At 58.9% G+C, this 25763-nt stretch carries 23 protein-coding genes and 1 pseudogene; 8 read left to right on the forward strand and 16 right to left on the reverse strand.

Translation table 11 applies throughout. The features are described from left to right. Positions 1-38 precede the first annotated feature (38 nt). Together CCASEI_RS12785 and CCASEI_RS12790 are read left to right on the forward strand one after the other, a co-directional pair. On the forward strand, positions 39-1427 hold the full coding sequence (locus tag CCASEI_RS12785; protein ID WP_025388192.1) for an FAD-dependent oxidoreductase: 1389 nt from the start codon (positions 39-41) through the stop codon (positions 1425-1427). Between the two features lie 178 nt (positions 1428-1605). Continuing rightward, positions 1606-2733: an HNH endonuclease signature motif containing protein gene (locus tag CCASEI_RS12790; protein WP_025388193.1), complete on the forward strand. Its 1128-nt coding sequence runs from the start codon at positions 1606-1608 to the stop codon at positions 2731-2733. A 195-nt stretch (positions 2734-2928) separates the two neighbouring features. Here CCASEI_RS12790 and purT read toward each other — a convergent pair. Both purT and CCASEI_RS12800 read right to left on the reverse strand, forming a co-directional pair. Then, positions 2929-4113, reverse strand: a pseudogene (gene purT, locus CCASEI_RS12795) (formate-dependent phosphoribosylglycinamide formyltransferase); the annotation flags it as partial. Positions 4114-4122: 9 nt separating this feature from the next. Continuing rightward, positions 4123-5415, reverse strand: coding sequence for an adenylosuccinate synthase (locus CCASEI_RS12800; protein ID WP_006822613.1), 1293 nt, complete (start codon positions 5413-5415; stop codon positions 4123-4125). A 76-nt stretch (positions 5416-5491) separates the two neighbouring features. Here CCASEI_RS12800 and CCASEI_RS12805 point away from each other — a divergent pair, with 76 nt between their 5' ends. Further along, positions 5492-6388 (forward strand): diacylglycerol kinase catalytic domain-containing protein, encoded by an 897-nt coding sequence (locus CCASEI_RS12805; protein WP_025388195.1) that lies wholly within the window; start codon positions 5492-5494, stop codon positions 6386-6388. Positions 6389-6397: 9 nt separating this feature from the next. Here the strand turns inward: CCASEI_RS12805 and CCASEI_RS12810 are convergent, their stop codons facing one another. The 7 genes from CCASEI_RS12810 to CCASEI_RS12840 all read right to left on the reverse strand — a co-directional run bounded on the left by CCASEI_RS12810 (position 6398) and on the right by CCASEI_RS12840 (position 13270). Further along, the gene (locus tag CCASEI_RS12810) at positions 6398-7582 is read right to left on the reverse strand and encodes an FUSC family protein (RefSeq protein ID WP_025388196.1); all 1185 of its coding nucleotides are present in this window, start codon (positions 7580-7582) and stop codon (positions 6398-6400) included. A gap of 47 nt (positions 7583-7629) precedes the next feature. Next, positions 7630-8664: a class II fructose-bisphosphate aldolase gene (gene fbaA, locus CCASEI_RS12815; RefSeq protein ID WP_006822610.1), complete on the reverse strand. Its 1035-nt coding sequence runs from the start codon at positions 8662-8664 to the stop codon at positions 7630-7632. A gap of 87 nt (positions 8665-8751) precedes the next feature. Beyond that, positions 8752-9945 carry a glycoside hydrolase family 76 protein gene (locus CCASEI_RS12820; protein ID WP_025388197.1) on the reverse strand — a complete coding sequence of 398 codons (1194 nt, stop codon included), beginning with the start codon at positions 9943-9945 and terminating at the stop codon, positions 8752-8754. Between the two features lie 45 nt (positions 9946-9990). Next, the gene (locus CCASEI_RS12825; protein ID WP_025388198.1) at positions 9991-10629 is read right to left on the reverse strand and encodes a TrmH family RNA methyltransferase; all 639 of its coding nucleotides are present in this window, start codon (positions 10627-10629) and stop codon (positions 9991-9993) included. Continuing rightward, entirely contained in the window at positions 10630-11172 is a 543-nt protein-coding gene (pyrE, locus tag CCASEI_RS12830) for an orotate phosphoribosyltransferase (protein WP_025388199.1), read from the reverse strand. Between the two features lie 40 nt (positions 11173-11212). Beyond that, on the reverse strand, positions 11213-12385 hold the full coding sequence (locus CCASEI_RS12835) for a type III secretion system chaperone family protein (protein ID WP_025388200.1): 1173 nt from the start codon (positions 12383-12385) through the stop codon (positions 11213-11215). A 30-nt stretch (positions 12386-12415) separates the two neighbouring features. Further along, a complete protein-coding gene (locus tag CCASEI_RS12840; RefSeq protein WP_025388201.1) occupies positions 12416-13270 on the reverse strand; it encodes a sulfurtransferase in 855 nt (284 codons plus the stop codon). A gap of 133 nt (positions 13271-13403) precedes the next feature. Between CCASEI_RS12840 and CCASEI_RS12845 the strand changes: the two genes are divergently transcribed. The 4 genes from CCASEI_RS12845 to CCASEI_RS12860 all read left to right on the forward strand — a co-directional run bounded on the left by CCASEI_RS12845 (position 13404) and on the right by CCASEI_RS12860 (position 16980). Next, positions 13404-14321 carry an ABC transporter ATP-binding protein gene (locus CCASEI_RS12845; protein WP_025388202.1) on the forward strand — a complete coding sequence of 306 codons (918 nt, stop codon included), beginning with the start codon at positions 13404-13406 and terminating at the stop codon, positions 14319-14321. Positions 14322-14331: 10 nt separating this feature from the next. Continuing rightward, positions 14332-15114: an ABC transporter permease gene (locus CCASEI_RS12850; RefSeq protein WP_038574773.1), complete on the forward strand. Its 783-nt coding sequence runs from the start codon at positions 14332-14334 to the stop codon at positions 15112-15114. 83 nt (positions 15115-15197) lie between these two features. Then, positions 15198-16340 carry a sensor histidine kinase gene (locus tag CCASEI_RS12855; RefSeq protein WP_025388204.1) on the forward strand — a complete coding sequence of 381 codons (1143 nt, stop codon included), beginning with the start codon at positions 15198-15200 and terminating at the stop codon, positions 16338-16340. 16 nt (positions 16341-16356) lie between these two features. Then, positions 16357-16980, forward strand: a complete 624-nt coding sequence (locus tag CCASEI_RS12860; protein WP_006822601.1) for a response regulator transcription factor — start codon at positions 16357-16359, stop codon at positions 16978-16980. On the opposite strand, the gene clpB is transcribed toward CCASEI_RS12860, so the two are convergent. The 6 genes from clpB to CCASEI_RS12890 all read right to left on the reverse strand — a co-directional run bounded on the left by clpB (position 16977) and on the right by CCASEI_RS12890 (position 24415). Next, positions 16977-19532, reverse strand: coding sequence for an ATP-dependent chaperone ClpB (gene clpB / locus CCASEI_RS12865; RefSeq protein WP_025388205.1), 2556 nt, complete (start codon positions 19530-19532; stop codon positions 16977-16979). The genes CCASEI_RS12860 and clpB overlap by 4 nt on opposite strands. Positions 19533-19727: 195 nt before the next feature. After that, a complete protein-coding gene (locus CCASEI_RS12870) occupies positions 19728-20402 on the reverse strand; it encodes a methionine ABC transporter permease (RefSeq protein WP_006822599.1) in 675 nt (224 codons plus the stop codon). Then, the gene (locus tag CCASEI_RS12875; protein WP_025388206.1) at positions 20402-21424 is read right to left on the reverse strand and encodes a methionine ABC transporter ATP-binding protein; all 1023 of its coding nucleotides are present in this window, start codon (positions 21422-21424) and stop codon (positions 20402-20404) included. The genes CCASEI_RS12870 and CCASEI_RS12875 overlap by 1 nt, the downstream gene beginning before the upstream one ends. Positions 21425-21433: 9 nt before the next feature. Next, positions 21434-22279 carry a MetQ/NlpA family ABC transporter substrate-binding protein gene (locus CCASEI_RS12880; RefSeq protein WP_006822597.1) on the reverse strand — a complete coding sequence of 282 codons (846 nt, stop codon included), beginning with the start codon at positions 22277-22279 and terminating at the stop codon, positions 21434-21436. A 192-nt stretch (positions 22280-22471) separates the two neighbouring features. Then, complete coding sequence (locus CCASEI_RS12885) at positions 22472-23827, reverse strand: sodium/glutamate symporter (protein ID WP_038575283.1); 1356 nt, start codon at positions 23825-23827, stop codon at positions 22472-22474. A 243-nt stretch (positions 23828-24070) separates the two neighbouring features. Next, complete coding sequence (locus CCASEI_RS12890; protein ID WP_025388208.1) at positions 24071-24415, reverse strand: hypothetical protein; 345 nt, start codon at positions 24413-24415, stop codon at positions 24071-24073. 51 nt (positions 24416-24466) lie between these two features. Between CCASEI_RS12890 and CCASEI_RS12895 the strand changes: the two genes are divergently transcribed. Continuing rightward, positions 24467-24916 (forward strand): Lrp/AsnC family transcriptional regulator, encoded by a 450-nt coding sequence (locus tag CCASEI_RS12895; protein WP_006822594.1) that lies wholly within the window; start codon positions 24467-24469, stop codon positions 24914-24916. A gap of 38 nt (positions 24917-24954) precedes the next feature. On the opposite strand, the gene CCASEI_RS12900 is transcribed toward CCASEI_RS12895, so the two are convergent. Continuing rightward, complete coding sequence (locus CCASEI_RS12900) at positions 24955-25605, reverse strand: LysE family translocator (protein ID WP_006822593.1); 651 nt, start codon at positions 25603-25605, stop codon at positions 24955-24957. Positions 25606-25763 lie beyond the last annotated feature (158 nt).

Below are 25763 nucleotides of genomic sequence, written 5' to 3' on the forward strand. Positions count from 1 at the left end.
TAAAATTTATTCGCAAATTCAAGGAGACGAACACCCCGATGAGCACCACCGCGGACATTCAAGCGTCCAATCAGCCAGCCCGAATCGCTGTCATTGGCTCCGGCCCAGCCGGCATTTACGCCTCTGACTTGCTGGTCAAGTCCAGCCTGGATGTTCAGATTGACCTGTTTGAGAAGATGCCGGCCCCCTTCGGCCTCATCCGCTACGGCGTAGCCCCTGACCACCCACGCATCAAGGGCATTGTGCAGTCGCTGCACAACGTAATGGAGAAGAACGAGATTCGCTTCCTCGGCAACATTGAGGTTGGTCGCGACATCACTGTCGATGAAATGCACGAATACTACGACGCGATCATTTTCGCGACCGGCGCTACCCAGGATAAGGCCATGGGTCTTCCTGGTGAGGAACTCAACGGCAGCTTCGGTTCCGCCGAATTCGTGGGCTTTTATGACGGCAACCCTAACTTCCGCCGCGACTGGGACCTCAGCGCCGAGTCCGTCGCTGTGATTGGCGTGGGCAACGTGTCTTTGGATGTCTCCCGCATCCTGGCGAAGACCGCGGATGAGCTGCTGGTCACCGAGATTCCGGACAATGTTTACCAGTCTTTGAAGACAAACAAGGCGAAGGAAGTTCACGTATTCGGCCGCCGCGGCCCAGCGCAGGCGAAGTACACGCCGAAGGAGCTCAAGGAGCTCGACGAGTCCCCAACCATCGAGGTTATCGTCGCACCAGAAGACATCGACTACGACGCTGCTTCCGAGGCTGCACGCCGCGAAACCAAGTCCGTTGACTTGGTCTGCCAGACGCTGGAAAGCTACGCCATGCGCGAGCCAGGCGATGCTCCGCACAAGATTTACATCCACTTCTTCGAATCTCCAACCGAGATTGTGGGCGAGGACGGCAACGTTGTAGCAATCCGCACCGAGCGCGCTCAGCTCGACGGCAACGGCAACGTCACCGGCACCGGCGAGTTCACCGATTGGCCAGTACAGGCCGTCTACCGTGCGATTGGCTACCACCCACAGCATGTCAACGGCGTACCTTTCGATGAAAAGAAGTCGGTCATCCCGAACGACGGCGGCCACGTCATCGACTCCTCCACCGGCGAATCCATTCCTGGCCTGTACGCCACCGGCTGGATCAAGCGTGGTCCAATCGGCCTGATTGGTAACACCAAGTCGGATGCGAAGGACACCACCACCATGCTGGTGGAGGACTACACCTCCGGCAAGCTCACCGCTGCTGATAAGCGCGACCCAGAGGACATCATTAACCTGCTGGAGATCCGCGGCGTTCCGGTCACCACCTGGGAAGGCTGGGGCCGACTGGATGCTGCTGAGCGCGCGGCTGGTGAAGAGTTTGAGCGCGAGCGCGTGAAGATTGTGGAGTGGGACGACATGGTTCGTCACGCTGGACCACAGGCTTAAACCTCAGCTCGGTTAGGCGCGGGAGACTTTGCGGTCTTCCGCGCTTTTTGCGTTTTCCTGCGTTTTTACCCCGGCCTGTGGATAACTAGGCCAGTTAGGTGACGCGTCAACGCAGTTATCCACAGGCTGGCGAATTGGGACTAGACGTAGTTTGCGCGTGCGGTTTAGGGTCGAAGACATGGACATCTTCCAAGTACTTTCGCAGTTTGCCGCCAACGGCGTGGCAGTCATGCGCCTGTGTCATGAGCGCAGCGCGTATGACATTGCGGGCTTGGGATTTTCGCTCTCGGAAGTGAAATCGTGGAAGCGTACCGGCAAGGCATTTTTGGCCCCGGCGGATTCGCCGCGGTTGCAGCGCGAGACAATCCCCGCGGCCGAGCGGGCGGGATTGAGCATTGCTCGCTTAACGATGATAAACCGCCACACCACCCGTCTCACCGCCCGCGGGCAAGCGTGGAAGTTGCGCGCGGAGCTCGTCGCGATGACCGGTTCGCATGAGGAAGTCAACGCCTATGCAACCGCGCGCGTGGCCGAGCTTTTGGGGCCAACGCCCAAGAAGCCCGGCATGCGCTTTAGCCGGCCCAAGGACGGCATGTGCACAGTTACCGTCACGGACACACAGCGGCGCATCACGGACTTTGAGAAGACGCTCGACGCCGTTAGCGAGGTCCGCGCTTCCAACGCGGCCCCAGGGAGCCAAACCGTAGCCAAGAAGCGCTCGCGGGAGCTTTTAGACTCCTTGTGGGAGCATCTGGATTCAGGTGCCGGGCTTATGACGCCGGCGTATCGCACGGTGATTGCAATCGGGCTGGAAGACTGCGTGAAAGTTCTGCGTGGCGAAGGCAACGATGTCATCATCGCTCTTTCCGATGGCACCACCATGACCGGCGCCGAGATGCTCTCCGCGCTTATGGCCGGGCAGCTCGGCAGCGAAATCTTCGCCGGCTTGTTCCACCCGGTCCATGGCCCGGTGAATCTGTATTCGGCGCGCTTCGCTTCGGCGAAACAGCGCATCTTGGCCACCGCCGAAAACCTCGTGTGCCCGTGGCCCGATTGCAACGTGCCGGCCGATAGGTGCCAAGTCCACCACATCCACCCGCATAACCTGGGCGGGCACACCAAACCCACCAATCTGACCATGCTGTGCAAGTATCACAACGGCGTCAACGACGATAACCCCAAAGCCCCACCGCGCAACGGCCGCGTCCACCGCGAAGGCGGCAGGGTGCGCTATCGCAGCCCCGGTGGCCGGGAGCTAGAAAACACGCACCTCAACAGCTCACTCGGAGCGTTTGGCCTCATCTGATGCTGGCTTGGTTCCAGATTCAGTCCCAGCCGATGGCTCCGAGCCTGGCTCAGGCGTGGCTTCTGCCTGCTCATTAGCCTGCGCGTCTGCCTTCGCTTCAGCCTGCGCACCTGCCTGCCCGTCTGGCTGTGGCTCTGCTTCAGACCCGTCCTCAGACTCTGCCGGATCCGCGGCGGCGGGGACGGGCGCGGAACCGACGACGATTTTGGAGGCGGCGATGGCGGCGCGGTCGCGGGCTTCGGAGACATTGTCAGCCGTGGCCATGACCAAGCCCATGCGGCGACCCGGATATGCCGAAGGCTTGCCAAACAACCGAATATCCGTCTCGGCAACCTGCAGCGCGTCTTCCACGCCGGTGTAGGTGACTTCGGTGATTTCATCATTCGCGTGAATCAACGAGCTCGCGCCCGGCGAGGTCAGCGTGATGTCAATCGGCAGACCCAAAATCGAGCGCGCATGCAGCTCATACTGGGAGAAACGCTGCGTGGCTTCAGTCAGCATCGCCTTGTCCGACGGGCGCGGCGTGACAGAAGAGAAGTAAATATCATCACCGGCGACAAACAGCCCAACGGCGAAAATTCCACGGCCGCCCAGCTCATTCGAGATACGCGCCGCAACCGAACGCGCATTCTCAAACGCGCGCTGGCTCATACGCTTGGGCTGCCAGCACTCCACCAGATTGCCGCGGTCATGCTCATAACCAATCGGCTCTGAGAACCACGTGGCCAGCTTGCCGGTCTCCGGGTCAATGGAGCGCACCGCCATGATGATGACCTCATAGTCAAAATCAACGAACTGCTCCGCCACAACCCACGAATTCTTCGTGCCGCGGCGCACGTTATTCCACGCGTCCTTCAGCTGGTCTTTGTCCTTGACCAGCACGTGGCCGCGGCCCGAGGTCATCACATCAGGCTTCACGATGCAAGGAACACCCAACTCATCCACCGCCGCCTTTAAATCGGCGAAGTTCTCAACCACCTTGTAGGCAGTCGTCGGCAAGCCAATGCGCTCAGCGACCTCCCGCAACTTCTTGCGGTCGCGCGTAAGCTCACACGCCCGGGCGGTGGGAACAACGGTGACCGCGGAGTCATCGTGAAGCACCCGCAATGCCTCTGCCGCAACGCTTTCTACCTCCGGAACCACGAACTGCGGCTTGACGTGCTCAACCAAGTCAAGCACCGCCTGCTCATTATCGATATCCGCGGTGTAGCTAAAATGCGCCACCTGCTGCGCCGGCGATCCCTCGTAGCGGTCAACCACATGAACCTCCAGGCCCAAGTTCTGAAACGCCCCCACCAGGCCCTTAGCCAGCTCACCGCCGCCGAGCATCAGCACGCGGACAGCGTTGGACGTTAATGGGCTACCGATATAGGAATCCAAGGCTGCTCCTTACTTCTCATCCAACACGTCGTGGCGCACAATCGTCTGGTCACGCCCCGGGCCGACACCAATGTAGGACATGCGCGTGCCGGACAGCTCCTCCAAGCGCAGGACGTAATCCTGGGCCTTTTGTGGAAGCTCCTCGAAGGTGGTGCAGCCGGTGATATCTTCCTCCCAGGCTGGCATGGTTTCGTAGATTGGCTGCGCGTGGTGGAACTGCGACTGGGTCAGTGGCATTTCGTCGAAGCGCTTGCCGTCCACGTCGTAGGCCACACAGATTGGGATTTCGCCGATGCCGGTGAGCACGTCGAGTTTGGTCAGGAAGTAGTCAGTGAAGCCGTTGACGCGGGTGGCGTAGCGGGCAATCACGGAGTCATACCAGCCGCAGCGGCGGGTGCGGCCGGTGTTGACGCCGACCTCACCGCCGGTGACCTGGAGGTACTCGCCCCACTTGTCAAAGAGTTCGGTGGGGAACGGGCCGGCGCCCACGCGGGTGGTGTACGCCTTGATGATGCCTAAGGAGCTGGTGATTCGGGTTGGTCCGATGCCAGAGCCTACCGATGCACCGCCCGCCGTCGGGTTCGACGACGTCACGAATGGGTAGGTGCCGTGGTCAACGTCAAGCATGGTGGCCTGGCCGCCTTCCATGAGCACGTGCTTGCCGGCATCGAGTGCTGCGTTGAGCTCGAATTCGGAGTCAATGACCATTGGCTCGAGGCGGTCGCGGTATGCCAGGAAGTACTCGACGATGGTCTCAGGGTCGATTGCCTTGCGGTTGTACATCTTGACCAGCATTTGGTTCTTGATGTCCAGCGCGGATTCAATCTTCTGGCGCAGGATGGACTCGTCGAAGATGTCCTGGACGCGGATGCCTACGCGTGCGACCTTGTCGGCATAGGCCGGGCCGATGCCGCGTCCGGTGGTGCCGATGGCGCGCTTGCCCAAGAAGCGTTCCTGCACGCGGTCCAGGGTCTGGTGATAAGGCGCAACGAGGTGAGCGTTGGCGGAGATGCGCAGGCGGGAGGCATCGGCGCCGCGGGCTTCGAGGCCTTCGATTTCCTCGAAGAGTGCCTCGAGGTTGATAACTACGCCGTTGCCAAGCACGGGCACGGCGTTTTCGGAGAGGATGCCGGCGGGCAGGAGCTTGAGCTCGTACTTTTCGCCGCCGACTACCACGGTGTGGCCAGCATTGTTACCACCGTTGGGCTTGACCACGTAGTCCACGCGGCCGCCCAGGATGTCAGTTGCTTTGCCTTTGCCTTCGTCGCCCCATTGGGCACCGACGATAACGATTGCTGCCATGGTTATTCACTTCCTACATTTGAGGCTAAATACGCGTTAACTCTACCTTTATCGACGGGTGATAGTGTATTTAGCCATGCACGTCCATATTTTGCGGTGTGGTGAGGTAGAGATTCCTGATGTGGAGTTTTCGCAGGTGTCGGCTATTCCGACGCGCCAGGAGCTGAAGTCTATCGATGCCGCCGCGGCCGCTATTTTGCCCGAGGACCCCACGCCCTCATTGGATGAGATTGCCCGGCAGCCTGATGTCTCGCACTTGGGTGCGCCGCAGTTCGCGCCACAGCCTATCGATGATCCCTTGCGCATCATTGTTGTTGGCAACGACGCCGCGCTATCGGCGGTGCTTACGCGCATGATGCGCGCGGATTATATGTGGGCTGAGGTGGGTTATGTCCCTGCCTCTTCTGGTGGTGCGGCGTTGGCAAGCACTGCCGCGCAGAATTGGAATATCCCAACCGACGTGGATGCAGCGATGCAGCTCGCGCTGGAAGGTGCGGTGCGCCCGGTGCCGTTGATTCGCAATGACACCGGCCTTGCCGTGGCCGGTTCCGCGACGGTTAGCGCGTGGGATAACGGGCCGATGATGGGTGAAATCATCGTGGATGACACCACCATCGCGCGCGGTGAATCAGATCAGAATTCGCCCTTTGGCGCACGTTTGGTGCCGATGGTGGATGCGCCCGGTATCCTCGCCGCGACCGCTATTTCGCCGGTCGCTAACCCCCGCGCGCTGGGCCTGGATGTCACCGAGGACACCGCCGAGACCGGCCTTCTTGCGCGTTTTAAGCGCAAATTCGCCAAGACCCCGGAGCTAGGCCAGTTGGATCCATCCTCAGCACGCACGGGCCGTGCCCTGCAGGCTGGTGGCCCCGAGCTGCGCGTGATTGTCGATGGTGTTTCAGGCAAGCGTCCCGTTCAGCGCTCGACCTTCTACCGGCACTTGCGCGACCTGCAAATCATCCGCCCTGAATAGCGGCGCCTTTTATACTTCGGGCGGGAAGGCTGGGTGTTTGGAGGTCGGCTTGAGCTGCGCGACTGCGGATTCGCGCGACATGCCGCAGACGATCATCAGGTCAACTGCCACCGAGCGCGTCTGCGCGAGGATGGCATAGGCCGAGAGTACTGAATGCTTATCCAGCACTTCGGTGCCGGATTCGGCGGCGACGTCGCGGAGGCGGTTAATGAGTGCAGGGATTTCCTGGGCCTCGATGACCTTGGTTTTCTTCTCATAGACGGTGGACAGGCCAAGCGCGATGTCGCCGAGTTCTTCGAGCAGCTCGATTTGTTTCTCGCTGACTTTATCCCCGTCCTCGCACAGCACGTCGGCCCGGCGCGCCAGCACCTGGACCAGGCGCACGCAGTTGCCCACGGGCTCCAGCAGCCGCTCAAAGGAGCGCAGTTGCCGGCGCGAGCTCCACATCAGAGGAGAGACGTTGGTGACTTCCTTGCCGGACTTGGCGGCCGCCAGCATGGAGTTAATTTCGGTTTGGGAGCCTTCGACGGCTTCCATCGCTTGGTCAATAACCGCGTGGTCTTTGTTGCGCAGCCCTTCAACGACATCGTCGAGGACCGAGGAAATAATAGCCAGGACCTTGGAAATCTCATTGCGCCCGTTGGTCAGCGGCGAGCTAGGTAGCAGCGCGATGGTCACGATACCGATGATGCAACCAATGAGCGCGTCGATCGCGCGGTCGAAACCAGCATTGGAGACATCGGGCGGTAATATCGTGGCAATCAAAATCGAGCCGATGACAATCTGGTTGCTCACCAGCACAGATTTTGTCAGCAGCGAACCAAGTATCAGCGCGACCAGCACAATCAGCGTGATCTGCAGCGCGCCGGTGTATCCGGTGGAGTGGAACAGCAAGTCACCCACCGCAACGCCCATGATGCCGCCGAACGCCATCTCAAAAGCGCGGCTCAAGCGGTCGCCGCCGGAGAGTCCGAGAATAATGACCACGGAGATGGGGGCGAAGAACGGCTGTGGGTGGCCCACCAATTCGTGGGCCACCCAATAGGCCAGGCCAGCACCGATGGTGGCCTGGATGATGTACGGAAAGCGGGTGCGCACACGGTTGATGCGTGAGCGAAGCGAATGCTCAACAACCTGCAATCTCTCGCGGGTGTTGATCTTGCCGCCGTGCGTGCCTTTTCCCTTTCCTGCCATGTTCAACGAGCTTAGTCGAACAACTAGCGAAGGTTCTTACTTAGAACTTACTTAGAAACAGACTTGCCAACGGACTTCAGGTCTTGGCAGGACTCGATGATGCGCTCGGACATGGACTGCTCTGCCTTCTTCATGTAGGAGCGTGGGTCGTAGACCTTCTTGTTGCCTACTTCGCCGTCAATCTTGAACACGCCGTCATAATTGCCGAACATGTGGCGCGCGATTGGGTTGGTGAACGCGTACTGGGTATCGGTGTCCACGTTCATCTTGATGACGCCGTAGCGCAGTGCTTCCTCGATCTTTTCCTTCTCGGAGCCGGAGCCGCCGTGGAAGACGAAGTCGAATGGGTTGGAACCAGCGGACAGGCCGAGCTTTTCCTCAGCGACCTTCTGGCCCATGTCCAGAATCTCTGGGCGCAGCTTCACGTTGCCTGGCTTGTATACGCCGTGCACGTTGCCGAAGGTTGCGGCCAGCAGGTAGCGGCCGTTTTCGCCGGTGCCGAGCGCATCAATGGTCTTCGCGAAGTCATCTTCGGTGGTGTACAGGTTCGCGCCGGCCTTCGCCTCAACGCCGTCCTCTTCGCCGCCGACGACGCCGATTTCAACCTCAAGCACGATGTTCGCTGCCTTCGCCTTGGCGAGCAGCTCTTGTGCGATCTCCAAGTTTTCATCGATAGGAACTGCGGAACCGTCCCACATGTGGGACTGGAACAGTGGCAACTCGCCGCGGTCAACGCGCTCCTGGGAGATAGCGATCAGCGGGCGCACGTACTCATCGAGTACTTCCTTCTGGCAGTGGTCAGTGTGCAGCGCGACGTTGATGCCGTAGTGCTTCGCTGCCTCGTGGGCGAAAGCCGCCAGTGCCTGCGCACCAGCAACCTTGTTCTTCACACCCAGACCGGAGCCGAACTCGGCACCACCGGTGGAGAACTGAATGATGCCGTCGGACTCTGCCTCCGCGAATCCCTTCAACGCTGCGTTGATGGTCTCCGAAGAGGTGCAGTTGATTGCCGGGAACGCAAAGCCGTCCTTCTTGGCGGTGTCAAGCATTGCGTTATAAATTTCAGGAGTTGCAATTGGCATGAAATCTTCCTTCTTACGCGTGGAACGAAATGTCACCAACTAGTATGCCTGTGTGAATCACTTTGCGCCGCCTGATCGGCTGTGAGATTAGCTTTGTTCCAAAGATCCGGCCACGCGCGCGGCCGCTTCCAGTAGCATCCAGCCCGACAACTGCACCGAAAGATCACGTTCGGCGATACGGATAACGCCGACCTTCTCGCCCAGTGACGTCGCACCCATGCCGTAGTTGTGGGGCAGGCGCGCGTCAGCGGTCCAGTCGGTGCCGAAGATCGGCAAACCGTCTACTTCCAGGCGGTGCTCCCACACCGAGTTCGCCGAGGCTATCACCAGCCTGCCCGCCAATTTGCGGGTCGCGCGATTCGCTGGAGAATCCGCCGGCAAACGCACCGCCACGTCCGCCAGATAACGCACCAGGATGCCTTTAAACAGCCCGCCGTCGCCGTCGCCGGTGTCCCAATCAATCACGCCGGCAGGGGTTGCCATGTCCGATGCCACCGCCTGCACCAGGCCGCGGATGCGGGTGAGATAGCGCATTGTTTCATCGGCAAGCTCTGCGTCGCGAACTGAATCTATTTGCTCCAACGAGCCCACTCCGGCCTCTTCACGCAACGCCAACGCAATCTCCAAACACGCGCCCAGCACAACGCCTTGGCAATACGGGTGGATGTTACGCACCAGCTCCGGGCCGTCCATGCGCATGCGCATGCCGTCCATGATGAAACCGTCATCATCGACCAAATTGTCATAAATCCAGTCCACGATGTGCCGGGCCTCATCAATGCGGCCCATGCGCGCCAGCATGATTGCCGCAGGCCCATTGGTTGGCACGTTCAGGAAGGTCTCACCTTCGCGCCAGGGCAGCACGCCGAATGTCTTATCTCGGCCGTCCAGGATGTTGTTTTGCAGCGCCGGCAGCGCCTTCGGGCGCGACATCTTCGGCAGCTTCGCCACACGCCCCATCGCCAACGCGAGCCATAGTTTGTCATCGTAGTAACGGTTTTTGGTCAGCGCGGCGAGGTTGCGCCGCCGCATGCCGCGCAGGGTATCAGCAATGCGCTTGCGCCGTGTTTTGGTGTTGTTGCGCTGCGCCGCGTCCACTTGGCAATCCACGTAATGTGCCTGCCACCAGTAGTGCCAGTGCACAAACAGGCGCTCTTTGGACACGGGGGGCCAGCTCACGACGGCCAGGTTTGTGCGCGGCAAGGACCAGACGGCCGATGCATGGCGTTCGTAAATTGCGGCTTCAGCGAGGTCAGCGCGATGCGACCATTTTTCTTCCACGGCGGTATTATCACTCCTCGTGTTGTAATCGTTACAAAAGTTATATCACCATGCGCGCGATAAATCTGCGTGCTGGCGAATCCAGGCGTGCATGGCTATCCCCGCAGCTACACCCGCGTTAATGGAGCGAGTGGAACCAAATTGTGCGATGGAGCAGGTCATCTTGGCACTCGCCTGCGCTTCTTCGGTAACACCGGGGCCTTCTTGGCCGAAAAGCAGCAGGCAGCGCTCGGGTAGTTCGGCGGTTTCCAGCGGAACACTTCCGGGGGTGTTATCAATGGCCACCACAGCTAAGTCGTTCTCGCGTGCCCACTCCATCAGCTCACCGACGGAGTCGTGGTGCATCAAATGCTGGTAGCGGTCGGTGACCATTGCGCCGCGGCGATTCCAGCGCCGACGCCCCACAATGTGTACGGTATCCACGGCAAATGCGTTAGCGGTGCGTACCACGGTGCCGATGTTGGCATCGTGCTCAAAGTTCTCAATGGCGATGTGCAGCGTGTGCCTGCGGCTATCAATGTCAGCCACAATCGCTTCGCGCGTCCAATAGCGGTAGGCGTCAACAACGTTGCGGCGGTCGCCATCGGCAAGCAACTCGGCGTCATAGCGCTCATCGGTGGGCAGCTCGCCTTCCCACGGCCCGACACCGTGGCGGCCTTCATTCCATTCGGTAGGCCCTGTCATTTACAGGCCCAGGTCCGCGAGGTCGAGCAGGTAGCGGTATTCCAGGCCCTCTGCTGCAATAACATTAGCGGCACCGGTGGCGCGATCGACGACGGTGGCCACGCCAACCACCTCAGCGCCGGCTTCGCGCAGGGCAGCCACGGCGGTCAGCGGGGAGTTGCCGGTTGTGGTGGTATCTTCCACAACCAGCACCTTTTGACCCACAACATTCGCGCCTTCAATGCGGCGCTGCATGCCGTGCTTCTTTGCTTCCTTGCGCACGACAAACGCGTCGATGTCGCGGCCATCAGCGTGCATGATCGAGGTCGCCACCGGGTCAGCGCCCAGGGTCAGGCCGCCAACGGCAACGTAGTCCCAGTCGGAGGTCAGTTCACGCAATAGCTTGCCGATGATCCGTGACGCCTCATGCTGCAACGTCGCCCTGCGCAAATCCACGTAGTAATCAGCTTCCTTGCCGGAAGACAAGGTGACTTTGCCGTGCACGACGGCTAATTCCTTGACCAGTTCTGCCAGGCGGTTCTTTAGCTGTGGGTCCAAGCTCATGGGAAGTAGGGCCTTTCTGTTTTGCGGGTATGCAGGTTAATTATTCGGAATAGTCTTCAAAGATTGAAGCATCTGTGCCTTGTTGGCGGGTAATGCGCACATCGTTGGCGTTTTTCTGCGGGCTATCTGGGGTGTTGTCACCGATGGCGTCGACATCATCCGCGCCGATGTCATGCGCGGTGGTGTCTTCTTCATTGAAGTCGCCGCGGGAGTCATCAATGGCGCGTGTCGGCAACACGATGGGTTCTTCGGGCCGCTGCACGGGCGGGTGTTCGAAGTGGTCAGTGACCGTGCGAATCGCCGGCAGGCCAGATAGCTCGACCGGCCCGGTGGGTGGTGCGGGCCGGGTGGGGTCGCCGTCTTCCATCCGCAGCGCATTGCTGGCTGAAGGTCGTGGTGGGAGGGTTCGTGCGGCATCGGCAAGCAAGGCAAGCGGGGCGAGCATGTCATCCCATACCTGCGAGAAGGCGTTTTTGGTGGTCTGGGCGAGCACCCATTCAGATTCCATCCAGATGCCGGTGACGTCCTTGGGCATGCGCTCGAGTGCGACGTTCACGCGGATATCGCGCATGCGCTGCGCCACGGCAGTATCGGTGGCAAGGGCTGTGAACTCTTCGGTGGAAAATGCCTCGAGCAGGTCCTCCGAGGATTCCTGCTGCAGCGCGCCATGGCGGCGAAAGTCAATGACTTCCTCCGATGCAGAGCCGGTGCGCATGGCCATGACGTTGACACCGCCAAGGTCCATGAGCAGCATTTCGTGGCCAAAGACGTTGCCTGCCACGATGTCTTTCGGCGACGCACCATTCGATGCCGCCCCGCGCGCCCACTCATCCTCGAGGTACTCATCAGATTTGAGGAACTCGAAGTTCTTGGCCTCCGCCCAGCTGCGCCGCTCGCGCTTGAACGCGCCCGGCAGCACCAGCCGCGCGTGATGCTCCGGCTCAGGCTTCGGCGCTGGTTCTGGCTCCGGAGTTGGCTCAGGTTCGAGTTCGGGCGCTGGCGCAGGTTCCGGTTCTGGTTCTGCGGTGAGCTCGGGCGCGGGCTCAGGCTCTAACGCGGGCTCTGATGCCAGTTCTGGGGTGGGAGCTACTGATTGAGACTCGGGCGCAGGTTCTAGCTCTGGGGCGGGCTGCTCCTGCTTGCTGGCAGCGCGCCACAAGACCACGGCCGCTGCGGCCGTGGCGAGGGAGAGAAGGAGAAGTACTGTAGCCATCGCCTTCCCACTTTACTGCGTGGGTGGGGATTAGACGTTGAGCGCCGTGCGGTCGCCGCGTTCCACCGGGTTTGATGGGTCCGCAGACCACTGGGACCAGCCGCCGACATAGTGGCGAGCACCAGTCAGACCAACCCACTCCATCGCGGCCAGCGCTAGGGCTGAGTGGTTGCCGGAGCCGGAGTAGACAATCGCGTCCTTGACATTGTCCGCGGTGATGCCAGCCTGGTTGAAGACCTCGAGGATTTCTTCCTTCGTCTTCCAGGTGCGGTCCGGGTGGTGCAGGTTGCGCTCAGGTACGTTGACCGCGCCCGGGATGTGCCCGGCCTTGAGGTCAAGGTTTTCACGGCGACCAGCAAAGCGGTTGGCTTCGCGGGTGTCAATGAGCAGGCCGGAGTGGTTCTTTACATCATTGAAGTTCGCGACCATGTGATGCTGCGGGTTTACCACCTGGTCGGATTCGACGGAGATATTGCCCGGACCAGTGAGCGTTGGCAGCTTATTGCGGCGCCAATTCGCCATTCCGCCATCGAGGATATGCACGTTCTTAACGCCAGCCCAGCGCAGAATCCACCAGGTGCGGCCGGCAAAAAGGCCACGGCCTTCGTCATAGACAATCACCGGGCGGTCGCGGCGCAGACCCCAGTTATCAAAGTGCTTCTGCAAAAGCTTCGGATCTGGCATCGGGTTACGGCCATCGCGCGAGCCCGGAAGACCCGCGAGCGCGCCGGCGGTGTCACAGTATTGCGCGGTTGGAATGTGCAGGGACTGGAATTGTTGTTCGCCGTCATATTCGCTAGTTCCCCACAGCGAGGCTAGCAAGGTGTAGCGCTGACCTTGATGAATTGCTTCATTGAGGGCTTGCGGAGATACCAAAATACTCATGCAGCTCATTCTATAGTGCCTGGCTTCATCAGGCAGTGGTTAACAAGTGGACGACAAGCGGATGACAAATGTCATGGCGATGGGTGAAACCACGCCCTACCGGAGGCACCTGCGTGGCAGCAGAATTAAAGCCATGACATCAACAACACAATCACAGCAAGTCTTGCAGGTACACAACCTGAACAAGACCTATAAAACTGGAAAATCTGAACTCAAAGCAGTGGATAATCTCAACTTCCACCTCAACCGCGGCGAGGTCTACGGATTGCTCGGCACCAATGGCGCCGGCAAAACCACCACGCTGGAAATCATCGAAGGTCTCTCTCGCGCAAGCTCCGGCGAGGTCGCCGTCTTCGGCAAAGACCCCATCACCCACCGCAGCGAGGTCCGCCCGGAAATGGGCATCATGCTGCAATCCGGTGGCCTGCCCAGCCAGCTCACCGTCAAAGAGACACTGACCATGTGGCAAGGCACATGCACCCATCCCCTCGAAGTGGAGGACGTGCTTGGGAAGGTGGGAATGGAGCATCGGCAAGCAGTGCGCGTTGGCGTGCTATCTGGCGGCGAACAGCGCCGACTGGATCTTGCCTGTGCCCTGATTTCCAACCCTTCGTTGTTGTTTCTGGATGAGCCGACTACCGGCTTAGACCCGGAGTCGCGGCGCAATGTGTGGAAGCTGCTGCTGGATTTAAAGGCCCAGGGAGTGACCATGGTGCTAACCACCCACTACCTGGAGGAAGCCGAGATTCTGTGCGACCGCATCGCGATTATGGACCAAGGTGTGGTGGCAGCCGAAGGCACCTTGGATGAACTGGTGGCGCGGGTGTCGTCTGAAATCGAGTTCACCGCTGATAAAGCCCCGGCTGTTGAGCGAGCAACGTTGCTCAGCGATGGCTCAAAGCACCTCATCTCCACCGACAACCTGGTGGGCGATACCTGGAAAGTCTTGAACTGGGCGCGTGAGAACGACGTGGAACTGCGCGGCTTCTCCGCCCGGCCAGCGACGTTGGAAAAAGTCTTTCTATCCATCGCAGACCAAGAAATTGCTTAAGGAGCAGCTCATGAAATTCTCCCGATATTTTGCACTAGCCAAGGCCGAGACCACTCAGTTTCTGCGCAACAAGACCTTGTTATCGATGGGCCTGATTTTTCCCATCGGTATCGGTCTAATCTCGCAGCAGCTCGCCCAAGGCGGCGAGGACCGTCTGGTGGCGGCAACCTCGATGGAAGTCTTCTTCCTCATTACTTTGATGTTCGTGCAGTACTACTCGGTACTGTCCATGGCAACGACCCGGCGCGACGAGCGGGTGCTCAAACGCCTGCGCACCGGTGAAGCACGCGATGGCGAGATTATGCTGGCGATTTCCACGCCCGGCGTGCTGCTGTCAGTGATTTTGACGGCGCTGATGATTGCGGTGCTCGCCGTGCAGGCCGGTGAGATGCCGAATTCGACGCTGCTGCTGTTTGTTGGTTTGGCGCTGGGACTTGTGATTTCGACGGCGCTGGCATTTTTGACCAGCCGCATGACCTCGAACGCGGAAGCAGCGCAGATGACGTCGCTGCCGGTGATGGTGCTGGCCATGTTGTCACAGTCACCGCTGCTGGCAATCTTGCCGGAACGCGCGCGAGAGATTTTGGAATTCACGCCTTTCGCACTGATTGGGCAGGTGTCTTTCATCGACTGGGCTGGCGCGCCGCTAACGGAGCTGACGTCCGGTGGCGAAATCGCTGAGGGCTTCGCGGTCTTTGGCGCTGCCGGCATACAGATTGCGGCGCTGGCAGTGTGGGCAGTCGTGCTTTCTGGGCTGTCGGTACGGTTCATGAAGTGGGAAACCAACCGTTAAAGCAACTTTTACAAACTTGCTTTAACGGTTAGAAGAAAACTTGCTTTAACAGTTGGAAGAAGAGCACTAGGTAGCATGATTTTATGACTCAACTAATCCCGCAGTGGGTTGCGCGCATGGATAGCACGGAACGGTTCCAGGCTTATATGCGCGTCTCGCTGCATGTGTCCGTGGCGTTTTTGGCCGTGGTGCTGATAGTTCCGGCACTGTGGGAACCGCAGCCACTGTGGTTGACGGTCGCTGTGTTGGTTGTAACCGCAGCGAATCTAGTGCTGGTGCTGTGGTCCGTAGAGGAGTTGCCGGGGATTTCGCGGGAGCCTTCCGGGCGCTGGCCGCAACTGCGCCGGTGGGGCTTTGCCGCAGGTGTTGCCACGCTCGTGGTGTACGCCGGGCTGACGTGGTTGGTTGAGGTGGAGTCACCGGTGATGCTTGCCTCCGGGCTGGTGTCCGTGTTTTGTCTAGCCATGATTTACACCCCTACCCTGCGCTTTGGGCTGTGGATAACGGTGGCATTGGGTCTAGTTGGCGGATATCTGTTTCAGCTATCAACGTTTGCGGTGCCACTTGCCATCGCAGCGTTCACCGTGGTGCTGTGGGCAGCGGGCAAAATTACGCTGTGGTCAGTGCAGGTGGTCAATGAGCTCGACCGCAGCAGGGATTTGGAATCCCAGGTGCGCGTTAATCAGGAGCGGCTGCGTTTTGCCCAAGAGTTGCACGATAGTTTGGGCCAGCACCTAGCAGCGATGTCACTGAAGACGCAGCTGGCGCTGTCGCTCTACAAACGCGGTGATGGCCAAGTTGAGGAAGAGCTACGCGACTTGGAGGGTCTGATTCGGCTCACGCGCAAGGATTTGAATCAGGTGGTCTCTGGTTACCGCGAGGTATCGGTGGAAGATGAGATTGTCTCCGCCGGCAAGGTGCTTCGCGCCGCGGGAGTTGAAGTTCGCGTGAGCGGCGATGCCACGCAGGTTCCGCCGCACGTGCAAGAGACCGTGGCGTGGTTTATCAGAGAATCCGCGACGAACGTGCTCAAACATTCGCGCGCGACGTGGACGGAGATTTCCGTAGGGGCAGCGCAGGTGCGGGTGGTTAATGATGGGGCGCCGGAGAACATCGGCAAGCTGGGCGGGACCAGGCCGTTGCAACAACGCGCGCTGGAATTTGATGGCAGCATTGAGCTGCGCAACCGCAATGGCCAGTTCGCAGCCGTGATGACGTGGCAATAAGGAAGAAGGATGCCTGATGATTCAGCTGGTGATTGTTGATGATGAACAGCTCATCGCGTCGTCCATGGCCACGCTTTTGAGCCTGGAAGAAGACTTGGATGTGCCGCGAACCTTTCCCTCTGGAGAGGCAGTCCTGGAATGGTGGCGCAAGCAAGTCACCATCCGGGAGGAAGTACCGGATGTGCTGGTGACGGATCTCAACCTTGGGGGAATCGATGGGATTGAGGTCGCGCAGCAAATCGGGGCGCTCTCGCCGAAGACGGCGCTGGTGATTGTGACCAGCCATTCGCGGCCGCTGCTACTGAAGAAAGCGCTGGCGACGGGCGTGCAAGGATTTTTGCCCAAGACCGCGTCGGCGGAAGAATTCGCGGCGGCCGTGCGCACGGTGCATGGCGGCGGGCGCTACATCGATCCGGAGCTGGCAGCGATGACCATTACCGCGTCCGATAGCCCGCTGACTGAACGCGAAGCCGAAGTAGTCAACGCCGCGGGCCAGGGTGGATCGGTGGAAGAAATTGCGCAGCTGGTGTTCCTCGCACCGGGCACAACAAGGAACTATTTGTCTTCAGCCATGACAAAAATCGGCGCGCAGAACCGTTTTGAGGCGTTTCTGCGCGCGCGAGAAAAAGTCTGGATTTAGGCGGTGGACAGGATCAATGCTTCGCCGTCTTCGGCGGTGGTGACGTGGACAGTGTCGCCGTCACGGATATCACCGGCCAGCAGCTTGCGGGCAAGCTGGTCGCCGATGGCCTGCTGAATCAAACGACGCAGCGGACGCGCACCATAGGCTGGGTCATAGCCACGCTCAGCGAGCCAGTGCTTGGCCTGAGAATCAACGTCCAGAAGCAGACGGCGCTGCTCCAGGCGCTGTGCCAGGCTACCCAGCTGGATATCCACGATGCCCTCGATCAGCTCAGTGGACAGCGAATCAAAGAGTACGACGTCATCGAGACGGTTGATGAACTCTGGCTTAAACGCCTGCTTCACAGCCGCCATGACCTGCTCACGGTCACCGCCTGAGCCCAGGTTGGAGGTCAAGATGATTACTGTGTTGCGGAAGTCGACGGTGCGGCCCTGGCCATCGGTCAAGCGGCCATCGTCAAGTACCTGCAACAACACATCGAAGACATCCGAGTGGGCCTTTTCCACCTCGTCAAAGAGCACGAGCGTGTACGGGCGACGGCGCACGGCCTCCGTAAGCTGACCGCCGGCCTCGTGGCCGACGTATCCCGGAGGCGCACCGACCAGACGCGCGACCGAGTGCTTCTCGCCGTACTCCGACATGTCAATACGCACCATCGCGGATTCATCGTCGAAGAGGAACTCGGCGAGTGCCTTCGCCAGCTCCGTCTTACCCACGCCCGTTGGGCCGAGGAAGAGGAAGGAACCGGTTGGGCGGTTCGGGTCAGAAATGCCCGCGCGGGAACGGCGCACCGCATCGGAGACCGCGGTGACAGCCTCGGACTGTCCGACAACGCGGCGGCCCAGGACGTCTTCCATGTTCAGCAGCTTCTCAGTCTCCCCCTCGAGCATCTTGCCGGCCGGAATGCCGGTCCACGCGGAGACAACCTCGGCGATAACATCTGGGGAAACTTCCTCCACCAGCATGGTGTTTTTCTGTTGGTTCGCGTGTTCCTCAGCATCTTCGACCTGCTTCTCCAGCTCCGGGATGCGGCCGTAGCGCAGCTCCGAAGCCAGTTCGTAGTCGCCGTCGCGCTCTGCGATTTCTGCGTCGCGGCGCAGGTTCTCCAGCTGCTCCTTGGCGTGCTGGACATCATCGATGGACTTCTTCTCATTGTTCCAGCGGGCTTGGAGTTCGCCGAGTTTCTCGCGCTCATCGGCAAGCTCTTGCTGCAACTTGGCCAAACGGTCCTGGCTAGCAGCGTCTGATTCCTTCTTCAGCGCCAGCTCCTCAATTTCCATGCGGCGCACAATGCGCTCGAGCTCATCGATCTCCTGCGGCGAAGAGTCAATCTCCATGCGCAGGCGCGAGCCGGCCTCATCGACCAAGTCGATGGCCTTATCCGGCAGGAAGCGGTTGGTGATGTAGCGATTGGACAGCTCAGCGGCAGAAACCAGCGCGGAGTCCATGATGCGGACACCGTGGTGAACCTCGTAACGCTCCTTCAGTCCACGCAGAATACCAATGGTGTCTTCCACCGAAGGCTCAGCGGCATAGACCTGCTGGAAGCGGCGCTCCAGGGCGGCATCCTTTTCGATGTACTTGCGGTACTCATCCAGCGTCGTCGCACCAACCAAGCGCAGCTCACCGCGGGCAAGCATCGGCTTAATCATGTTGCCGGCATCCATAGAACCCTCACCGGTAGCGCCCGCGCCAACAAGCGTGTGCAGCTCATCAATAAAGGTAATGATCTGGCCGTCGGAGCCCTTGATTTCATCAAGAACAGCCTTGAGGCGCTCCTCGAATTCACCGCGGTACTTAGCGCCCGCAATCATGGAACCTAGGTCTAGGGACAAAAGCGTCTTGCCCTTCAGCGACTCTGGCACGTCACCGGCGACAATACGGCGCGCAAGGCCTTCGACGATGGACGTCTTACCCACGCCAGGCTCACCGATGAGCACCGGGTTGTTCTTAGTACGGCGCGACAGCACCTGCACGACGCGGCGGATCTCCTGGTCGCGCCCGATAACCGGGTCAATCTTGCCCTCACGCGCCCGCGCGGTCAGGTCAGTGGAGTACTTCTCTAATGCCTGGAACTGGTCCTCCGGGTTTTCGGTGGTGACCTTCGCTGCACCGCGCACCGAAGGGAACGCGCCCTTAATCGCATCGGCGGTAGCGCCGCGGGAGATAAGCAGCTCTGCCGCGTCAGACTTAGATGCTGCGATAGCGGCCAGCAGGACCTCGGTGGACACAAATTCATCGCCCAGTTCCCCTGCCAACTCCTGCGCATTAGTAAGGACGTTGAGGCCATCGCGGTTAAAGTTCGGATTGGCCATGTTCTGACCCTCCGCCTTTGGATAGCTGTCTACTAACGCACGCGCTTCAGCCAGCACAGTGTCTGGATCCACGCCGGTGGCCTTGAGAACCGGAACTGCGATGCCGTCTTTCTGATCCAAAATCGCCGCCAGCAAGTGCGCCGGGCGAATATCCGGATTGCCATTAGCAGAAGCCTTCGCCAGCGCCTGCTGCAAAGCCTCTTGAGTCTTAGTTGTTGGATTGAATGAATTCATGAGTGCTCCTTTTATCTATTTTCTGCCCCCATCATAGGTGCTTCAGTTGTTCCAACGCAGCACAAGTTGAGTCTATTCCACTCAGGTTAAAAATTTCAAGAGAAAGTTGAGTCGAATTGGATCAAGAAAAGCGCCCAGGGGATTTCCCTGGGCGCTCTCGGTTTAGTCTTCTTGGACTTCTAAGCGTTTTGCCTTCTAGGCGTTGCGGACGCGGCGTGCCCACCAAGTGCCGAAGGCTTGGATGCCTTGCACCACCACTATCAAGATGATGACGGTGATGACAATCGCCACGGTATCGAACTGCTGATAGCCGTAGGAAATGGCAAGGTCGCCCACGCCACCGCCGCCGATGGTGCCAGCCATCGCGGTGGCGGAAATCAGCGTGATAGTGGAGGTAGTCAGCGCCAGAATGATACCGGCTTTGGCCTCCGGGAGCAGGAAGTAGCGGATGGTTTGCCAGGTGGTAGCGCCCATAGATTCAGCGGCTTCAAGGATGCCGGAGTCGACGTCGAGCACGGATTGCTCAATGAGGCGCGCCATAAAGGGTGCGATAAACAAGGTCAGCGGAACCAGCGCGGCGGTGGTTCCGATGGAAGAGCCGACGATAAAGCGCGTGAACGGCAAGATAGCAACCATCAAGATAATGAAAGGCAGCGAACGCACGGTGTTGACCAGGAAATTGGTGATTTCATAGAGCCAACGCACAGGCCGCAGACCGCCGGGGCGGTTGAGCACCAAAATCACGCCGAGGACAACGCCGAAAAGCGTGCCGACGAACAGTGAAACGCCGACCATATACAGTGTTTCGACGGCGGCCTCGCCATATTTTTCAAAGCCGACGCGGGTGTCAAAGATATCTGTTAAATCCATTAGTTCACTTCCTCAACGTCCAGGCCGGGTCGGTGTGCAAGGTTGGCGAGGGCGGATTCGATAGCCGTGGCATCGGCAGCCGAAAGTCCCAACACCACCGTGCCCACTGACTGGCGACGCAACGCGGCGTCCGATGCGTGCAGCAAGGACGCATGTACACCCTGGCGGCCAAAATCGGAGATAAGGTCGCGAGCTGCACCGCCGGTATGCACGGCACGGATAACGCGGTTGAACTTGCCGCTTTTCACCTCCTGCTCAATAGCGAGCGGTAGCTTTTGCGGGACGACCGTCTCTACGAACTGGCGTGTAAGTTCCTGTTGGGGATGAGCAAAGACCTGCGCGACATCGCCGGACTCAATGACCCGGCCGAATTCCATAACCGCGACCTGATCCGCAATGCGTGAAACCACTGACATCTGGTGGGTGATGATCAAAACGGTGATGCCGAGCTCGCTATTGACCTTCATGAGCAAGTCCAGAATCTGATTGGTGGTGATGGGATCCAACGCGGAAGTCGGCTCATCACAGACCAAGATTTGCGGATTGGTCACCAGCGCACGGGCAATACCGACGCGCTGACGCTGGCCACCGGAGAGCTGTTTCGGCGAGTTCTCCGCACGGTCCTCGAGCCCGACCATGGCGAGCACTTCAGCGACGCGCTTTTTCACCTGTGCTTTGGGTGTGCCAGCGAGAATCAGCGGCAGGCCCACGTTGTGTGCGACGGTTTGGCTGCCCAGCAGATTGTAGTGCTGGAAGACCATGGACACATCACGGCGCAGCGCACGCAGCTCGCCGGGTTTGAGCGCTGAAACCTCTTTCCCCAGTACCCGAACAGTGCCGGAGGTCGGCTTTTCTAGGCCGTTGACCGTGCGCAGCAAGGTGGACTTGCCCGCACCAGAAGTGCCGACGACACCGACGATGCTGCCTTCGGGGACCTCCGCGCTGACATCGTCAAGCGCGGTGATGTTGCCAGCCTTGGAGTCAAAGACCTTGGAAACACTGCGGAATGAAACAGCTACCATATTCCTGCTCTAGTTCTGAAGAGACTCTGGAATGAACCAGTAGTTGTCCTCGTTTTGTTCAGCGACAAAGTCCAGGAATTCCTCGGAGCGGTAGGCTTCAGCAACCGCCGCGGCCCACTCCGAATCAACCTGCTCCTCGGTGGTCACTGCCTGAAGGATGAGATCCTCAGTCAGATCCTCTTCTTCCAGAGCGAGCGCTGGGTCAACCTGAGAGGAGTATGCGATCGAGCCTGGGATAACACCCCAGTCCAGGTCACCGAGCGCGCGCGGGATGGTCGCGGAATCCATTGGCTGGATGTCCAGGTTGTGTGGATTGTCCTCAATATCGGATGGGGTCAACAGGTTCTGGTCAGCGTCATCGTTGACGGTAATCCAGCCGAGCTTGATCAGGAGGCGGAACGCGCGAGTCTGGTTGGAGCCATCGGCAGGAATGCCTACGGTCTGGCCATCAGCGACATCATCCAAGGAGGTCAAGTCATTGGAGTAGATCTTGGTGGCCACGGTTGGGATATCGGTGATGTTATCTAGGGTGGAACCGGTCTCATCATTGAAAACGTTCATATACGCAGTGTGCTGGTCAACGTTGAGGTCAACCGCACCCTCAGACAGTGCAACATCGGCCTGGCGCAGGTCGGTGAATTCGGTGTAATCAATCTCGTAGCCCTGTTCCGTCAAAATCGGGTCAATGCCATCGCGGAAGAGCTCGGAATAAGGACCAGGCGAGGTGCCAACGCGAATCTGCGTAGTCTCACCATCAGCGGCGGTTTCACTGTCGGAACCGCATGCTGCGAGGGTAAATGCCACGGAGCCAGCTGCAAGGACAGCGGCAAGCTTCTTATAAGGGGTAAAAGTCATAGTAGAAAACCTCAAGTATCGAGAAATAGGTAGGGAGAAAACCGTCCTGCCTTTGGATTCAACACCAAAAAAGACTGTTTATTCCATTTAATATAGACCACTCGGTACATTTGTGCTAAATCTTACCCCCGCACGGGAACAAAAAGCACCCAGGCTGGTGTGCCTGAGTGCTTGAGTTGAAAGTGCTAGAAGCTAGCTTTTGGGGGCTTTCTCCCCGCCGTGCCCGATACCTTGGGCGAAAATCGTACCGCGCGGCGGCATCCACCCGCCGAACTTCGCTAGGAGGTAGATGCCAACGGCAAGCAGTACCGAGAGCCAACCCAGCCCAGCGGTCATACCGTAGACCACCGCGATTGGTGCAATAACGGTCATACCGATTTCAAATGGACCAAAGCCAACGTATGCCATGCCGTATTCGGACAGCGTGCCAGACTTGAGCTTCGGGTCCACAATCTTCAGCAGCGCAATACCGGTGGAGACGGCAGCGGTTGCCCAGCCCCAGCCGAACAGTGCGCGCTCAAACCAGTTCTCACCGAAGAATTCGGCTGGAAACCACAGTAGGAAGAACGCACAGAAAATGGTGCCGAGCACGAACATAATGGATAGCGGTACCCAGTAGCTCGCGATAGCAGCTGGTGCAATCGCGGCGATACCAAAGGCAATCAGGTAATCCGTTGCAGCACCGGAGACAGAGGAAGTGGTCTCGCGGTCCAGGTAGTCCTTCGCGCCGATGGCATTCATAATCGCGCGGAATACTAAGCCCAGGACGATCGACATCGCGAACAGCGGGATTGATACTTGCTCCCAGATGCTGGAAATCAAGTTATTGAGACCATAAGCAGCAACGACGGTCAACACGATAAAGCCCAAGTGCAGGGCCAATGGCTCAATTGCCGAAGGGTTGGTGGTCGCACGGCCCACGGAAGGACGGTCTTCAACCTTGGAAATGTAGCCCTTACGCAGATCCTCAGGCAGGCCTTCAGAAGGAACTTCTGCAACCTTGCCGCGGCGAATTGCCCAGTTTGCGGCGATGATACCGCCGACAATAGCAGCCAAAGTACCCACGGTAGCTGAGGTAAAGCCTAAGGAAGCAGCATCGGAAGCCCCGATGTCTTCCAGCGCGCCGCCCACGGCGGCAGCAGTACCGAAACCACCGGTAAAGCCAACTGGCAGCATCATGCCGAACCAGTCTGGCGTATCAAAGACAGGGCGGAAGAAGTACAGACCGAGGAGAATAAACAAGCCCCATTGACCTAAGAACATGACCGTGGAATACGCCCACATATTCCGCGCACCCTTGCGCATGTTTCCGCCAACATCCATGGAATATGCCATGGATGCAAACACGATTGCGATGAGGATGGTGGTGTAATCCCCCATCGAATCTGAGAAGTTCAAAATGCCCAGTGCGTTTGGGCCGAGCAGAAGTCCGAGCAGACCCGCAGTCACAGGTGCTGGGAGCAGCAAATCCTGGAAAACAAACTTAATGCGGTGGCGCAGGACGTTGCCGATAACCAGAAGGATTGAAATTAATCCGACGTCTACCATCAGATCAAAGGGGGAGAATTCCACGTGTCCTATTCCTTTCGTTGAAAGACGTTATAAGTCTTTGTAAGCACCCTCTTGTGATGTGTTAGAGAATTTCATGTACGGATTGAGCGTTTTCTACTGGAATTACCTGCAAAAACGGCATATGTCTCCCTAGATTGTGGGGAGAGTCGTTAGGTACTGTATCGCAAACCACGATTGTTAACCGAATGTCCTAAGGCGCACAGGCCAATCGTTACGAATCTAATACGAGACTGTGAGATACGTGCGTACTGCTTTGACCTTGGCTGTTTTAGTGGTGGAGGAAAATGCGAACACGTGACTAAAGCGCACCCGGGACTGTTCGCTGTCCGCAAATTCGAGATAACCATCACACGACGCGGCGCGCCCGTGATTGATTGCGCCAAGAACAACCACTTCCGAAATCACTGCTTCCGTTAAGGCGGGACCGAAGGTGGACCATGAGGGAGCATCGACAAGCCACTGCTCTAGCGTGTCCTTATCATCGGCTGCCCACGCAACAGCGAGGTCTGCGACCAGTGCCATGCGTGGCGAATTGCCGCAGTCCGAGGGAAGCGTAATCTTCATAACCGCATTATTGCATAGCTAACACTTGCCGGCTTTGTAGAATCTGTAGGCATGGATGCAATTGACCGGGAGATTTTGACTCTTCTGCAGCAAGACGGACGCGCGACGATGACTGAGATTGCGCAGAAGGTAAAGCTCAGCCTGTCTGCCTGCCACCGTCGCTTCCGCGACCTGCAAGCATCCGGTGTCATCCGTGGTTTTAGTGCCGACCTCAACCATGAGCTGATGGGCTTTCCGTTTGAGGCGCTAGTTTTTGTCACCCTGCGCGAGAGCAACGGCAAAGCCGTGCTGGAGTTTGAAGAAGCCCTGGCGAAAATCCCCAACGTGGTGCAAGCCCACCGCCTATTCGGCGAGCCTGATTATCAACTGCTGGTGGCGGCGAAATCGAAGCTGCACTACCAGGAACTTTATGACCGCAAGCTATCCGTGCTGCCCGGCGCGGGGCGGCTGACCTCCACCATGGTGATGAAGACGGTGGTGGCGCACCATCCACCTATTTAATAGGCCTTAAATTTTAAGAACCCGTAAGTCCACTGGACTTACGCCAGCATGCCGCCGGCCTGTCCGAACTCAATGGCCTTCTCCCCCAGCATGACCACACCCAGTAGCAGCATGGCGACCCCAGCCACGCGGGTGGTGATATCTGCGAAGCGTGGCCGGGTGCCAATTACGCGGCCAAACGCAGAGCCGAGCAAGGCATAAAAAATTCCACCAATCACGATCCACACCACGCCCAGCACAGCGAGCTGCACGGAGAGCGGCCAGGTACTAGATGTGCGCACAAACTGCGGCAAAATGGACAAAAAGAACAGCACGCCTTTGGGATTCAGCCCGCTGACCGCAGCACCACGAAGGATATAGCCCCAGGAACCGCCGGTTGGCACGACTGCCACAGTCCCGGTTTCTACTTGTGCCGTGCTGCGCAAGGTTTTAACCCCGAGATAAATCAGGTAGCCCGCGCCACCAATAGTTAGAGCAACAAGCAGGAGGGGTGCGTTAGCCGCAATCGGCCCAAGCCCAAGCACGACAACAACCGTAATCACGACATATCCAAGCATCAGTCCGCCAACAGCCGGACCTACCACGCGGCCACGCACGCCCGCGGCAATGATGTACGCCCAGTCCGGGCCCGGAACGGCAATCAACGCCAACGACAGCGCCGCGAATGCCATGATTACGCTTGTTTCCACAGTATCTCTCCTTTGAGTTCCAGCTTGCTTAACTGGGAAAACTCTACGGCGAAAGCCGCGCAATGTGCTCCCTACTTTCAGGCGCAGATAGGGAAGTTGTGGAAGATTTATTGCTCTATTGCCCGCGGGGCGCAAGATTCTTCCGACGCCAATAAAGC

This window comes from Corynebacterium casei LMG S-19264, from assembly GCF_000550785.1.
In the GTDB taxonomy this organism is placed as follows: domain Bacteria; phylum Actinomycetota; class Actinomycetes; order Mycobacteriales; family Mycobacteriaceae; genus Corynebacterium; species Corynebacterium casei.

Excerpts from the sequence above, each read along its gene's own strand:
- CCASEI_RS12835 (WP_025388200.1), bottom strand. The coding sequence starts at position 12,385 with ATGGCTACAGTACTTCTCCTTCTCTCCCTCGCCACGGCCGCAGCGGCC.
- CCASEI_RS12805 (WP_025388195.1), top strand. The coding sequence starts at position 5,492 with ATGCACGTCCATATTTTGCGGTGTGGTGAGGTAGAGATTCCTGATGTG.
- CCASEI_RS12875 (WP_025388206.1), bottom strand. The coding sequence starts at position 21,424 with ATGGTAGCTGTTTCATTCCGCAGTGTTTCCAAGGTCTTTGACTCCAAG.
- CCASEI_RS12825 (WP_025388198.1), bottom strand. The coding sequence starts at position 10,629 with ATGACAGGGCCTACCGAATGGAATGAAGGCCGCCACGGTGTCGGGCCG.
- clpB (WP_025388205.1), bottom strand. The coding sequence starts at position 19,532 with ATGAATTCATTCAATCCAACAACTAAGACTCAAGAGGCTTTGCAGCAG.
- CCASEI_RS12850 (WP_038574773.1), top strand. The coding sequence starts at position 14,332 with ATGAAATTCTCCCGATATTTTGCACTAGCCAAGGCCGAGACCACTCAG.
- CCASEI_RS12885 (WP_038575283.1), bottom strand. The coding sequence starts at position 23,827 with ATGGTAGACGTCGGATTAATTTCAATCCTTCTGGTTATCGGCAACGTC.
- CCASEI_RS12870 (WP_006822599.1), bottom strand. The coding sequence starts at position 20,402 with ATGGATTTAACAGATATCTTTGACACCCGCGTCGGCTTTGAAAAATAT.
- fbaA (WP_006822610.1), bottom strand. The coding sequence starts at position 8,664 with ATGCCAATTGCAACTCCTGAAATTTATAACGCAATGCTTGACACCGCC.
- CCASEI_RS12890 (WP_025388208.1), bottom strand. The coding sequence starts at position 24,415 with ATGAAGATTACGCTTCCCTCGGACTGCGGCAATTCGCCACGCATGGCA.
- CCASEI_RS12785 (WP_025388192.1), top strand. The coding sequence starts at position 39 with ATGAGCACCACCGCGGACATTCAAGCGTCCAATCAGCCAGCCCGAATC.
- CCASEI_RS12840 (WP_025388201.1), bottom strand. The coding sequence starts at position 13,270 with ATGAGTATTTTGGTATCTCCGCAAGCCCTCAATGAAGCAATTCATCAA.
- CCASEI_RS12790 (WP_025388193.1), top strand. The coding sequence starts at position 1,606 with ATGGACATCTTCCAAGTACTTTCGCAGTTTGCCGCCAACGGCGTGGCA.
- CCASEI_RS12860 (WP_006822601.1), top strand. The coding sequence starts at position 16,357 with ATGATTCAGCTGGTGATTGTTGATGATGAACAGCTCATCGCGTCGTCC.
- CCASEI_RS12855 (WP_025388204.1), top strand. The coding sequence starts at position 15,198 with ATGACTCAACTAATCCCGCAGTGGGTTGCGCGCATGGATAGCACGGAA.
- pyrE (WP_025388199.1), bottom strand. The coding sequence starts at position 11,172 with ATGAGCTTGGACCCACAGCTAAAGAACCGCCTGGCAGAACTGGTCAAG.
- CCASEI_RS12810 (WP_025388196.1), bottom strand. The coding sequence starts at position 7,582 with ATGGCAGGAAAGGGAAAAGGCACGCACGGCGGCAAGATCAACACCCGC.
- CCASEI_RS12800 (WP_006822613.1), bottom strand. The coding sequence starts at position 5,415 with ATGGCAGCAATCGTTATCGTCGGTGCCCAATGGGGCGACGAAGGCAAA.
- CCASEI_RS12895 (WP_006822594.1), top strand. The coding sequence starts at position 24,467 with ATGGATGCAATTGACCGGGAGATTTTGACTCTTCTGCAGCAAGACGGA.
- CCASEI_RS12845 (WP_025388202.1), top strand. The coding sequence starts at position 13,404 with ATGACATCAACAACACAATCACAGCAAGTCTTGCAGGTACACAACCTG.
- CCASEI_RS12880 (WP_006822597.1), bottom strand. The coding sequence starts at position 22,279 with ATGACTTTTACCCCTTATAAGAAGCTTGCCGCTGTCCTTGCAGCTGGC.